The sequence below is a fragment of the Rickettsia sp. 109562A South Dakota genome, from assembly GCF_055791265.1.
The window spans coordinates 796152-808446 of record NZ_CM147703.1; the positions used below are offsets into that span (position 1 = coordinate 796152).

Here is a 12295-nt window from a genome sequence, read left to right on the forward strand (position 1 = left end):
GCGACAATATTATAGTGTCGGACGGTGCGGAAATAGAGGTCAATGATAATATCACTGCTACGGATATTGCAGGTGAAAATGAGAATGACGGTACTTTAAAATTAAACAACAAAGCTCCTATTAATATAACCGGTACTATCGGGAATAATAATACTTTAGGTACAATAGAAGTAGCCGGTAGAGATGTTACTATTACAGGTGAATTAAAAGCAAAAACTATTAATTTCTCAAACGCAGGGCAAGAAGCGACCTTAACGCTACAAGCGGCAGGTCAAGTTACAAATATTACTACGGCAGGTAATAATATTTATACGTTAGCAGTAACGGATTTTGATACAGGTAACGGTGCTATTGGGGCTGAAGATCATAGGTTAAAAGCAATAGAGTTAACAGGAAACGGTTTAGTTACGGTAAATACTAAGAATTTTTATTCAGATTTAACTACTGCGAATAACGGACAAGGTAACGTAAAACTTAATATTGCCGATGGTATTACTTATAGTGTAGGAAGTAAAAATAATAGTTTAGCTAGTGTACAAGTTAGTGAAAATAGTACTGTTAAAGGAGATGTATATTCTAAAGAGATTAACATTGATGCAGGTAAGAATATAGATTTTGAACGAGATAATAATAGGAATGCTAAGAATATCATTATACAAAATGCTCTAGTAGATAGAGATCTCCTTCCTCGTTCGCTTCAGCTATTTACTTATTTAACCGATATTAAAGCAGATAAATTAAATTTTGCTGATGCTGCTGCTTCTGCACATTTTAAAGATGCGGTTTTAGTAAATGCTGAAATTGATGGTGGTGGTATTACAAAATTTGATGAAAATGTTTGGTTAAAACAGGAAATTAAAAATATAGAGCGGATAGAGTTTGGTTCTGAGAAATTTGCTATTCTTGAGAAAAATATTAAAGCAGCTAATTTAGTAGCAAATAAAGCAAATTTAGTGCTGCTCTCTAATTTAGAGATAAATGCCGATTCACAATTTACGGATACTGTTTTAGATTTAGCTACTTATGAATTAAAACATACCGGAAATGTTACATATAACGGTACTCTCAATATTATTACATATTTTGATACAACATTGCAATCAGGCGGTCATATATTAGTCGGTAACGGGGCTAATGTTGATATGTCGGCTTTAGATAGTTTAGTAATTAAAGTGAAATCATGCTCTGATATTACTAAAATTACTCCTGATACTAAACATGAAGTAATATTGAAAGAAGCGGGCGGAAATTTTACTCCTGTTGCTCAAGATAAAGTTACTGTTGATACAGGCGGAGAATTAAACAGGTTGATAAGATGGGTAAGCGATGAGAATGTATTACTGAATAATAATGATGACGGTGGTGGTAATCCAGAAAACCCTGATTCCGGTGATGGTGATAATGGAGGCGGTGCTCCAGAGAACCCGGGTGACGGTGATAACGGCGGAGGTAATCCTGGAGACGATGGAGGGGGAATAGTACCTATTTTTGATCCAAAACCGATAAGAGACGAGGTTACGGGTCCCATAGCTCCAGGCATTATAGATCAATTAATTGAACATGTTCCGGATTTAGGTAATAAAAGCGATGCAGCTAAAGTATTGAATGATTTAGGATTGACAAAAAATGTATCGGAAACTTTAGATCGTTTAGGCGGAAGAACAGATGTGCGGGAAGTGAGTGAGGGGCTTGGAGAGTTTAATAGAGGAGAAGTAGAGGATATATTAATTGATATTTCGATAAATATGGACAGCTTTGTTTCTGCGGGGATCAACACTAGACTCGGTGAGTTAGATAATCAGGACGAAAGTATGGTTACATTAAGCGGTTTAAATAAACCTAATAGCGGTGAGAATCGTGAAAGCCGTACACTAACCAAGCGGCAGTAGCTGCCGGTGATGAGGAGAATATCGGTACGGGTATTTGGGTAGTTCTTTTCTATGGTAAGGCTAAGCAAAAATTCCGTAATAATGGGGCAAGTGGATATAAGTCTAAATCCCAAGGAGGAATAATAGGTTTTGATTATGCTTTAAGTGACAGCGTAATACTTGATGCTGCTTATACTAGAGCCGGTAGTAAATTACGCCATCGAGATTATAAAGTCGGTGATAAGACTAAAGCTATAAGCGATATATACTCTATCTACGGGCTTTATAATTGTGAGACAAGTAATTTCTTTGTTGAGTCTATAGGTTCATACGGTAGAAGTAAAATTAAGAATTATGAAAGACGTAAGGTTTCTACAGGCGATCAAACTGCAATCGGTAAATTTACTAATACTTCCTATAGCGGTGAATTACTTGGCGGTTATAATTATGTAATATCTAACCTTACAGCTATAACACCTATGGTTGGAGCTCGCTATGCTACATTTAAAAATAATAGTTATACCGAAATAGGGACTACTTTCCAAAATTTATCCGTTAGAAAAAAATCATATAATAGATTTGAAGGTATAGTGGGGCTAAAAGGCGTAACTAGTTTCTTTGTAAAAGACGTAAAAGTAAAACCGGAATTACACGGTTTTGTCAATTATGATTTTAGAGGAAAATTACCAAATACCGATGCACGGCTTGATGGAATAGATGAGCCGCTTACAACAGTTAGATTTAAACCTACAAAACTAAATTATAATTTAGGCGAGAGTCTTTCTACTAAATATAATATGATAGAATTCGGTATTAGATACAATTTATCCCTTGCAAAGAAATATATAGCTAACCAAGGCTCTTTAAGGCTTAAAGTGAATCTATAAGTTTATTTAAATAAATCTTGATCTTTCTCACATAATCTCACATAGTGACTATGTGAGATTATGAATGAGCTTACAAAATTTTCGTATTCATAAAAGATTAAGTTTAAATCCTGAACTAGTTGAAGAAATTTATATTATAATTTCTGAAATTGAAGGAGTAAAAAATAGCTGGCAAATTACTAAGCAGTTGTTACCTCACACTCTAGATCGCTTAACTCGCTGCGTAATTATAACTTCTACCGGTTCTTCTAACCGTATTGAGGGTAATAAACTTACCGATGATCATGTAGAAAATCTTTATAGAAATTTAAATGTTCAGAAATTTAAAACACGAGATGAGCAAGAAATAGCAGGGTATTTGCAATGCCTTGAATTGATCTTTGATAATTATAAAGCAATACATATTACAGAATCGCTTATATTAAAATTACATAGAGATATGTTAGTTTATAGTGATAAAGATATGCGTCATAAGGGAAATTATAAATTTACCTCAAACCGAGTAGAAGCAAAAGATTATGACGGTAATGTAGTAGGTGTAATATTTGAGCCTACTCCTCCTTATTTGGTAAAAAAGGAAATGCAGGAGTTAATAGGTTGGTATAATCTAGCAGTTAACGATAAATCCAAACATCCGCTCATCCTTATTGCTAATTTTATTTTTGAATATTTAGCGATTCACCCGTTTCAGGACGGTAATGGTAGAACAAGCAGATTACTAACAAATTTATTGCTTCTAAAACATGGTTATTTATTTACTCAAATCGTTTCTCATGAGCGTATTATTGAAGCAAACACAATTGATTATTATAAAGTGCTAAATAAAACTCAAGGATCTTGGAAAACAGAACTTGAAGATATTACTGCTTGGTTAAAGTTCTTTTTAAATGTAGTTAAGCTACAAAGTATTAAAGCTTTACAGATTATCAAAGAAGATAATATAGAATATTTATTATCCGAAAAACAATTAGAAGTATGGAATTGGATTAATAAAGGAAATAAGGAATTTAGCCGAAAGGATGCAGTGGACGTAACAGGATTTCCTGAACGAACTATTGAATCTATAATAAAAAAATTACTCGATTTAAAACGATTAGAACGAATAGGTCAAGGAAAAGCCACTCGTTATAGACTTAAGTAAATATTTTCTCTAAAGTCTTAAAAACTAAATTTATAGTTTCGTTATCCAAAACCCCAAGTTTTTTTATAATTCTAGATTTATCTATGGTACGAATTTGATCTAATACGATATTGCCTTTTGTACCGTCAAAAGTAACCGGAACACGAGTTGGATAGTTTTTAATTTTACTCGTCATAGGTGCAACGATAAGAGTGTTAATATATTTATTCATTTCATTAGGAGAAATAACAACGCAAGGTCTTGTTTTATTTATTTCTGTTCCTTTAGCCGGATCAAGAGAGATAAGTAATATATCGAATCTGTTAATATTTACCATTCCCATCCTTCTGTATCTAAGTCTATATAATCTTCATCTAAAAGATGGTCATCTTTCTTTTCAGCCATAGTTTTAAAACTTTCTTCCCATCCTTCTCGTATATTTTCATAAGGAGTTATTATAAGAGAATGATTTTTTACTGTTAAGTTTACAGTATTTTTTATTTTGCATTGTTCAAGAAAAGGCTTGGGTATTCTTAAGCCTTTTGAATTACCGATTTTAATAATTTCTGCATGCATATTTATTACCAATATAAATGTCTTAATACATTGTAATTACTTTGTATATACATGTCAAGCAAATTTTTTATTCAGGTTTGAGCAACTTTAATAATTAATTATCGCCGTAATGACTCCACATACTTTCTTCGTAAACTTGATAGAATAATCTATGTTGTAGGTTTATTCTTCTTGAATAAGCACCATTATAGGTACCTATTAGTTTTTTTAAAAGGCGGTAGGTTTTGAAAAGGATTGTTTTGAATGATAGATAATAAAGTTTGAATTTTATCTTTATAAATAGACTTGCTTACTAATTTATAATCTTTACGTGCAGCTTCAGTATAATACAAGGTATACATTTTAAATTACTAATCTAAAGAAGTACTGCATTTTTCAAGAGGAGTATTTAATCCTTTAATAATTGAGTCGCTTGATTTCTTATTAGAAGCAACAAATATTGTTTCTTGTATATCTTCCCAATCATCGGCTGAGATTAAAACTGCTGCATTCCGTTTGCCTTTTATTAAAGTAGGTTCGTGGCTTATAGCTACTTCATCAATTAGCTTATATAGCTCTTTTCTAGCTTCACTTGCAATTATGTCATAAATTTATCTTATTAGATTATTTAAATAAATCGCTATGTGTACCGGTACGCTCTAGCCTTAAAACTTCATCATCTAAATAATAAAGTAATAACCAATCAGGTTCTATATGACAGTCCCAAATATTATTCATATTAGTAATTTTATGTAAGCAATATTTTGGCGGTAATAATAGATGGTGTGCTACATTATTATTAATATTTTTTACTAGTAAATCAGTAATCGTGATTAACTTTTTTATATTTTTACTACGTTTATGCATTAGTAGCAATTCTTTTTCAAAACGTTTAGTAGTAGTTTGCAGAATCATATTAAATCAAGTTTCTTATACATTTCCTTATAAGAGGAATATTTATTGATGTTCAAACCTTTGGTTGATTCTTCTAATATTTTGATTGATTCTGTATTTAATTCTTTTTCTTGCTCTATCTTACTGTATATTGCTTCCTTTACAAAATTCATAATAGTCTCATTTTTATAAGCAGTATGGACTTTAAGGAATTGGTGCAATTCGTTTGATATATCTATACTTAATCTTGTCATATTATTCATCCTTAAGTAATTACTTATATAAGTATATCATTAAAATAAAAAATAACAATCAAATGCTTCCGATTACAACCCTACTTTATTTTGGAAAGTAATGTCTATAGGTTATAAGTTAGCGACTTTAAAATATACTTTTTTACCTTTTAATTTTGTAGCTACGGGAATGATATTAAAATTCTTTTCAAGTAAAATAAAATTTTCGTTATTTTGATGTGAGTGAACTAAGTTTTGCGTTCCAAATTCACCTCTTACTATTTCGCTAATTTTATAAGTATCGGTATCTAATTTTTCCCATCTTTTGAATTTTATAATTTCTAGACCGAAAGCTGCTAAGTTCCAATCATCATTAACTAGTGTTTCAAAATTTCTACAGTTAATAGTAATATTATCAGAAGCAAAACCGACAACGCTGCCTATAAAAGTCCGGTTGGTTAAATTAGCTATTTTAGCATAATCATTTCCATCTGTAGACACATACAATGCTTCATTAATATTACTCTGTAAATAAAAGGCTAGATAAGGCCTATCATTTCCCTCTACTACATTAAAAGGTAAGTCAAGTATAATACATTTAATTTGTTCATTTATGGTTTTCTTAAAACCGGATAAAATATTTGCAGCAGGCAAATAATAGGCAGATAAATTATCTATAACGCCTGTAACATAAGAAGTTAAAGAAAGTAATTCTATATTTACTATTCTAATTTGATATTTAAGTTTTTTGTAATGAAGTATTAAGAAATCCCCGGGTTTAAACCCATGAAAGATTGCTGGTATTAAGAATTTAATTACCTTACTTTCAATAGAAGCATTTTTTAAGATTAAACCTCCTATGCTCTCTATTTCAGGTAGCGATAAAATAATAGGTATTTTGACGTTAAGGGTCGGACTATTTTGAGCCTGTTTCATTACTTATGTAACAATAGGAATTAGTATAATTATTAAATCGATCGATAAAATTAATAACTTGCTAATAATATTTTCTTCCGGTATTTCTGTTTGCTTTAAATAACTATTATCGATCAGTTTTATTAAGCTCTCGCTGCTTAGATGCTCTAAATTACCCGCTCCTCGTTTCAGAAATTTAATTTTTTTGCAATCGCTTGCTATTATATCAAAAAAGTAAAATATTCTTAGAGAATTAATAACATCTATTGTAGATAAAACCTTATTTAAAATAAAACCGTCTACCACTTCATCAATAGTAGAAATATCGATTTTTTGTAGATCAATACCGTTTCTAGCAGATAGCTCAAGGATTATCTCGGCAAGGCTACAACTACCGAATTTACCGTTAACCCAATGTCCTTTTTCCCATAAATGATTATCGCTCCAAATATTACCGTGCGGCCATGCAGGGTAGGGTCTAGCATCCCATGTCCATAAGAACATTTCTTCTATATATTCTTGTGTTTGCCAATATTCTATAAAGCCTTTAATAGCCGTTCGTTGCACTGAGAAATCAGTAGCTGCCGAGGAATATTTAGGACTACCGCCGTCCGTGCATTTAGGATCAAAGAACACGTTTGGTTGGTTTGGTGCTTTATCTATTGACGGAAAGCCGAATTCGGTAAACTATATTTTTTTCATTTTTGGCTCCCAAGCCGTTCTATTTCCATCAGAATTATAGTGATGATTTTCCCACCAGTACCTTACATTCTTCCAAGCGTAAGCAGCAGATAAAGGTTGTTTATTATTTTCGCCGTCTAAATAATAATCATACCCTTCGCTAGAGTGGCAACCTTTCGTAATTTTTTCTTTTGTTATCTGAGAGCTTAAAGAACTAGTTAGAGGGAAATAAGCATCTATTTCGACAAAATCGATATAAGGGGAGGCAAATAACGGGTCTAAATTATACCACCCGCCATTAGTGTTATGATATTCCGACCAATCGGCAGCATAAGTAATTTGTACATTACTTCCTACTATTTCCTTTACTAAGCACGCAAGATGTATCAGCTCGTTCACTGCCGGAAAATTATTTGCTGCATCTTTTATAGAAGTTATGCCGATTAGTTCCGAGCCGATTATAAAAGCGTCTACATAATCTTTAACAAGTCTTGCATAGTGAAGAAGAAAGTTATTATAGCCGTCCGCTTTATGAAAAAAATTACTTACTGTATTTGCAGAACCTATAACATGTCCACGCCATGGTTTACCTGATAAGTCCATGAAAAACATTGGATAAAACATAATTTTTAAATTGCGTCTTTTTAGCTCGGTTAAGTAACGCACTAAACTAGCATCGTTAACGCTGCCACCGTAATTAGGGTTATCATGCCCATCTTTAGAGATAATTTTAGCATTCTCTCTATTATAACGACCGACTTGCCAAGTACATGAATATGAGGTTAGAGGGTCGTTAAACTCTATAGCCGGTTTTATGCTACAATAGCTTATGTCTAAACTATCGCCGCACCATGAGACTACAGGTGCTTTTAATATTAGGACAGGTATTTTGTAGCTGATTGAGGCTGAATACACTATCGGCGATATTATAATGATTATGGGAGTTAATAGCCTCATGGCTTATTACGCCGCCGTAAGAACTTTCTTGCATTTTATATTGAACCTCCGTATCGTAAACAAATTCACCTGATCCCGGGATCATATTAATGCTACTGATTAAATTTTCAACCTTTGCATAATTACTCGGTAAATAAATATTGGGTTTTCTTGTTATCTCAAATGAGAAACTTGGAATAATATTGCCGAAATCTTCTAAAGGCAATTCTTCAAATACTATATAACTAAGCGACCTAAAAGCCGGAGTTTTACCAATACTTAAGTTGTTTTCAATTAAAGGATCGGGTAATTGCGTTTCTGATCCTTTATATAATCTAAAATTATACTTGCCTAAATTTATTACCTCATCATCTACCCATACTCTATTAATCTCAGTAATTTCTCCCTCACAAATACTGACGGCAAACGAACAGAAATAGCTATATTCAGTAAAATTAGTAACGGATTTTAAGTTGTGAAAATATGGGGAATATTCTTTATGACGGGTACTATTTGCTATCTCTTTAATTTGATCTGCCCAAATTATTTTGCCGTTAACTCTTGCAGTACCGAAAATTAGTGGTATAGGTTCGCCGTAACTCGCTGTAGTATATTTAAAGTTTTCTTTGAAATTTTTAATATTATCATATTCTGTCGGTTCATGATTTAGTTGATCTAAATACTCGCCAAGCATTTTGCCGGCAAATCTTCCTACACTTGAAAATATGCCACCCCCAAATGCATTTCCGACAGTACCGCCTAGCGTGCTAAAAAAACTTCCAAACATATTTACCATATTATAATTTAATATGGATTGATATTAGCATTATGATGTGGTAACACTAATATATTAAATTTCGTCATTGCGAGCGGTGCGGATCTATGTCATTCCCGCGTAAGCATTGTTGCGTGGATTGGAAAACGCGTTCGGTGTCATACTGTGGCTTGACCACGGTATCTAGAAATACAACTTAAAATACTAATAATTTTAGTATTTTTAACTGGATCCCGCGATCAAGTCGCGGGATGACAGGGCGGAAACCGATCCACACAACAACACTTTCCCGGGAATGACATAAAAAGCCTTAGGAATGACACTAAAAATGGAAACTATAAATGTTTAAAAAATATATATTTATTTTAATATTATTTATTGCGTCTATAGCTCGTGCAGAGATTATAGAAGTAGATAGCTTGAATAAAATAAAGCAAGATTTTAATGAAAATTATAATAAAAATTATGCACCGCAGGATTTATTAGTAGTAACAGTTTTAGATGAATTTCTGTTTAAGTCTTTAGTTCCTATCGGTAAACAAATTGATAAGGATATTTATTTAAAAATAACTCCTCTTTTGCGTAATGTTAATACAAATCCAAAAGCTATTTATATAGATCAATTGATTTTAACTAATGATAAATATAATAAAGAGTTACAAGAATCGGATTTTCCAAATTTTGTAAGTGAAATTAGTAATAGTAAAATCCCTATAATAGCTGTAAATAAAGGATTTACCGGTAATTTTAATAATATTCCTAAATTTGAAATATGGTTTGCCGATTACTTAAAGAAAAATTTCGATATTGATTTTTCAAATAGTTTTCCAAACAATAATTATATTATTTTTAATAATTTAGACAGTTTTGCTAATACTTATCCGGTATTTTATAAAGGTATATTGACCGGTAATAATATACCGGAAGCAGAGATGATTTTTAAATTCCTTATTCAAATAAGATTTATGCCTAAAGCTTTTATAATGATTAGCAGTAACATAGAATTATTAAAATCAATGGAATTTCAACTTAATAGTTATAGTTCTAATATATTATTTATCGGTTATCATTATAATAATAAAAATACCCAAGAAGATCAAGATGTAGCAAATTATACTAAACTAATTAATGATTTAATACCTCAAATAAATAAAGTAAAAAGAAATAATCCACCTTTAAAGAATAATAATACAAAAGGTAAAAATCCTTATGACAAAAGTAGACCTCTTAAATAACCTCCTTCTAAAGGTAATTTGTACGTCAATCCGGTACTTGCATCCTCACGTACTTTTTTGTACGCTGCGGTGCTACGTTCCGTGTTTCCTTCAAATTCCTCTTTATAAGGTAGGTTATTTAAGAGGTCTAATCAATAAAACTTTATTGAGTTTACTTTGCTTAGTTATTTCGTATGCGGGCTACGGTCAAATTATTCCTACTTACTCCGTAGATTCGGTAACAATGAAAAATTTATTACCGAAGATAGATGCAGATACGCTGGTACTTATAAATATAGATAATACTATTATAACACCGAAATCAAAATTATTTCGATACCAAGATAATTCTTATATAAATTTTACTAAATATTTATATAGTCTTGCAGTGGATAACTCATCAGTTAATAAAACTATTGCACAATTGATAGAGCGGCGTCAAATGATGCTTGTTGAATCTAAATGGGTAGATTTAATTAATAAGATGAAACAGCAAGGTGCAACGGTTTTAGGTCTTCAGGAAATAACAACCCCGTGTAATTTAATTGAAAATTATGAAGGATGGCTATATACCTTACTTTACGGACTTAATATTAATTTTACTAATAAAGTTAATGATAAAGATGTATTTAGATTTAATCCAAGTGATGCCGGAGCCCCTATTTTTTATTTAGGTATAATATTTACCGGTAATATAAATAAAGTAAAAACTCTTATAGAGTTCTTGAAAATTATACCAAAACAACCTACAAAAATAGTAATTTTTGCAAATAATAAAAAAGATTTAGAAAATATGGACTCTTATTTAAGAATGGTTGATATAGAATATTACGGAATTGAGTATTTGGGGTGGACGCAATTACCTGGGTCACCTGATCATCAAATCGCTGAGTTGCAGCAGGCTGCGCTTCTAAATACCGGTCAGTGGTTAGAGGACGATATCGCTGCAAAAATGTTAAATAAATAATATGGACAATAATTTAATAGCTGCTTTAAAAGATTTAATTATTAATACCGGCAAGATTGCACTAGATATAAAAAAGGCAGGAATATTGACTGATATTAAATCAGACGGTTCTTTCGTCACTAATGCTGATAAGGAAATTAGTAAAATAATTTATCACACTCTACAAACCTTAACCCCACAAATAGCTATAGTATGTGAAGAGCAGCCGCTACCTATATTCAGCAGTGATACTTTTTGGTTAATCGATCCTATTGACGGGACACGAAGCTATGTAAACGGTAAAAGTACATATACGGTAAATATAGGGCTTATTGAAAACAATATTCCGACCATTGGCTTAGTATACCAACCTGAATCGGATAAATTATATTATACAAATGCGAAACAACAATTAAAAATCGAACAAAATTCTTTAGAAATACCTATTCACTACGAATCTAAAAGAGAGGAATTTAATGCGGTAATAGGTTTTTATAATTCAAATAAAGCTACTAAAGAATTTTTAAGCAAATATTCATTCGGTAAAATAAATGCCGTAGGTAGCTCAATCAAATTATGCTTAATTGCTGAAGGAGCAGCTGATATATATCCAAAATTCGGTCACACTATGGAGTGGGATATAGCGGCAGGTCATGCTTTAATTAAAGCCGGCGGCGGTAATATTTTAGATTGCGACGGAAAAGAAATTACTTACGGTAAAGAAAATTTCGCTAATCCTAATTTTTTCGCCTGTAGCAAATATTGGTTGGAAAAAGAGTAAAAGTGTCATCCCGCGGTCAAGTCGCGGGATGACAATCATTTTTGGATTCCCGCTTTCGCGGGAATGACATCCTAAATGTTCGTATAGTTCAAGCCACGGGGTGACATCGAAGCGTTTAATGACATTTAGTTAATTAAATATTAATTTATTAACTTCTTCTTGACTTCAATATTAAAATCCTATATAATGCACTAATAAGTTAATACACAGAGTGATTAATTTATTAAATATTTAAAAATTAAAAGGGGATTTTTTATGGGCGAAATGTTAATCGATAGCAAAGAAGCAGTATTAGAGTTCTTCACAGATGAAACATATTCAAGTGGTGAATATAATCTAACTCCGACAATATTTGATCTAGTAAATTCAGGAAATATTTTTACTTCTGCAGAATTAGAAACTCCAAAACTATACCTTCGGATGATACTTGTACTGTAATGTATAACACAGCAGTAAAATTAGTAAGCTCATTAGTAGGATATGTGTATGG

At 31.8% G+C, this 12295-nt stretch carries 14 protein-coding genes and 1 pseudogene; 7 read left to right on the forward strand and 8 right to left on the reverse strand.

The annotated features are described in order from the left end of the window. Nucleotides 1-14: 14 nt before the first annotated feature. The 3 genes from ACIAS7_RS04420 (at nt 15) to ACIAS7_RS04430 (ending at nt 3896) form a co-directional block, all read left to right on the forward strand. Entirely contained in the window at nt 15-1889 is a 1875-nt protein-coding gene (locus ACIAS7_RS04420; RefSeq protein ID WP_473198364.1) for a hypothetical protein, read from the forward strand. Nucleotides 1890-1921: 32 nt separating this feature from the next. Continuing rightward, a complete protein-coding gene (locus tag ACIAS7_RS04425; protein ID WP_473199412.1) occupies nt 1922-2755 on the forward strand; it encodes an autotransporter outer membrane beta-barrel domain-containing protein in 834 nt (277 codons plus the stop codon). A gap of 64 nt (nt 2756-2819) precedes the next feature. Then, the gene (locus ACIAS7_RS04430; RefSeq protein ID WP_473198365.1) at nt 2820-3896 is read left to right on the forward strand and encodes a Fic family protein; all 1077 of its coding nucleotides are present in this window, start codon (nt 2820-2822) and stop codon (nt 3894-3896) included. On the opposite strand, the gene ACIAS7_RS04435 is transcribed toward ACIAS7_RS04430, so the two are convergent. The 8 genes and pseudogenes from ACIAS7_RS04435 to ACIAS7_RS04470 all read right to left on the reverse strand — a co-directional run bounded on the left by ACIAS7_RS04435 (nt 3889) and on the right by ACIAS7_RS04470 (nt 8876). Beyond that, on the reverse strand, nt 3889-4212 hold the full coding sequence (locus ACIAS7_RS04435; protein ID WP_473198366.1) for a type II toxin-antitoxin system PemK/MazF family toxin: 324 nt from the start codon (nt 4210-4212) through the stop codon (nt 3889-3891). The genes ACIAS7_RS04430 and ACIAS7_RS04435 overlap by 8 nt on opposite strands. Further along, complete coding sequence (locus ACIAS7_RS04440; protein WP_473198367.1) at nt 4206-4451, reverse strand: AbrB/MazE/SpoVT family DNA-binding domain-containing protein; 246 nt, start codon at nt 4449-4451, stop codon at nt 4206-4208. The genes ACIAS7_RS04435 and ACIAS7_RS04440 overlap by 7 nt, the downstream gene beginning before the upstream one ends. A 350-nt stretch (nt 4452-4801) precedes the next feature. Continuing rightward, nucleotides 4802-5041 carry a type II toxin-antitoxin system Phd/YefM family antitoxin gene (locus ACIAS7_RS04445; RefSeq protein ID WP_473199413.1) on the reverse strand — a complete coding sequence of 80 codons (240 nt, stop codon included), beginning with the start codon at nt 5039-5041 and terminating at the stop codon, nt 4802-4804. Nucleotides 5042-5054: 13 nt separating this feature from the next. Beyond that, nucleotides 5055-5345, reverse strand: a complete 291-nt coding sequence (locus ACIAS7_RS04450) for a type II toxin-antitoxin system RelE/ParE family toxin (RefSeq protein WP_473198368.1) — start codon at nt 5343-5345, stop codon at nt 5055-5057. Next, nucleotides 5342-5578, reverse strand: a complete 237-nt coding sequence (locus tag ACIAS7_RS04455) for a hypothetical protein (RefSeq protein ID WP_473198369.1) — start codon at nt 5576-5578, stop codon at nt 5342-5344. Before ACIAS7_RS04455 ends, ACIAS7_RS04450 begins: the two co-directional genes overlap by 4 nt. Nucleotides 5579-5689: 111 nt before the next feature. After that, nucleotides 5690-6493: a GTA baseplate fiber-binding domain-containing protein gene (locus ACIAS7_RS04460; RefSeq protein WP_473198370.1), complete on the reverse strand. Its 804-nt coding sequence runs from the start codon at nt 6491-6493 to the stop codon at nt 5690-5692. A 3-nt stretch (nt 6494-6496) separates the two neighbouring features. Continuing rightward, nucleotides 6497-8110: pseudogene (locus ACIAS7_RS04465) on the reverse strand (baseplate megatron protein TIM-barrel domain-containing protein). Next, nucleotides 7992-8876 (reverse strand): hypothetical protein, encoded by an 885-nt coding sequence (locus ACIAS7_RS04470; protein ID WP_473198371.1) that lies wholly within the window; start codon nt 8874-8876, stop codon nt 7992-7994. The pseudogene ACIAS7_RS04465 and the gene ACIAS7_RS04470 overlap by 119 nt, the downstream one beginning before the upstream one ends. 329 nt (nt 8877-9205) lie before the next feature. Here ACIAS7_RS04470 and ACIAS7_RS04475 point away from each other — a divergent pair, with 329 nt between their 5' ends. The 4 genes from ACIAS7_RS04475 (at nt 9206) to ACIAS7_RS04490 (ending at nt 12243) form a co-directional block, all read left to right on the forward strand. After that, complete coding sequence (locus ACIAS7_RS04475) at nt 9206-10099, forward strand: DUF2608 domain-containing protein (protein ID WP_473198372.1); 894 nt, start codon at nt 9206-9208, stop codon at nt 10097-10099. 94 nt (nt 10100-10193) lie between these two features. After that, entirely contained in the window at nt 10194-11045 is an 852-nt protein-coding gene (locus ACIAS7_RS04480) for a DUF2608 domain-containing protein (protein WP_473199414.1), read from the forward strand. Between the two features lies 1 nt (nt 11046). Next, the gene (locus ACIAS7_RS04485) at nt 11047-11805 is read left to right on the forward strand and encodes a 3'(2'),5'-bisphosphate nucleotidase CysQ family protein (protein WP_473198373.1); all 759 of its coding nucleotides are present in this window, start codon (nt 11047-11049) and stop codon (nt 11803-11805) included. 255 nt (nt 11806-12060) lie between these two features. Beyond that, nucleotides 12061-12243: a hypothetical protein gene (locus tag ACIAS7_RS04490; RefSeq protein WP_473198374.1), complete on the forward strand. Its 183-nt coding sequence runs from the start codon at nt 12061-12063 to the stop codon at nt 12241-12243. Nucleotides 12244-12295: the final 52 nt, after the last annotated feature.

Coding starts and splice junctions, on each gene's coding strand:
- ACIAS7_RS04430 (WP_473198365.1), top strand. CDS start 2,820: ATGAGCTTACAAAATTTTCGTATTCATAAAAGATTAAGTTTAAATCCT.
- ACIAS7_RS04435 (WP_473198366.1), bottom strand. CDS start 4,212: ATGGTAAATATTAACAGATTCGATATATTACTTATCTCTCTTGATCCG.
- ACIAS7_RS04440 (WP_473198367.1), bottom strand. CDS start 4,451: ATGCATGCAGAAATTATTAAAATCGGTAATTCAAAAGGCTTAAGAATA.
- ACIAS7_RS04450 (WP_473198368.1), bottom strand. CDS start 5,345: ATGATTCTGCAAACTACTACTAAACGTTTTGAAAAAGAATTGCTACTA.
- ACIAS7_RS04455 (WP_473198369.1), bottom strand. CDS start 5,578: ATGACAAGATTAAGTATAGATATATCAAACGAATTGCACCAATTCCTT.
- ACIAS7_RS04460 (WP_473198370.1), bottom strand. CDS start 6,493: ATGAAACAGGCTCAAAATAGTCCGACCCTTAACGTCAAAATACCTATT.
- ACIAS7_RS04470 (WP_473198371.1), bottom strand. CDS start 8,876: ATGTTTGGAAGTTTTTTTAGCACGCTAGGCGGTACTGTCGGAAATGCA.
- ACIAS7_RS04475 (WP_473198372.1), top strand. CDS start 9,206: ATGTTTAAAAAATATATATTTATTTTAATATTATTTATTGCGTCTATA.
- ACIAS7_RS04485 (WP_473198373.1), top strand. CDS start 11,047: ATGGACAATAATTTAATAGCTGCTTTAAAAGATTTAATTATTAATACC.
- ACIAS7_RS04490 (WP_473198374.1), top strand. CDS start 12,061: ATGGGCGAAATGTTAATCGATAGCAAAGAAGCAGTATTAGAGTTCTTC.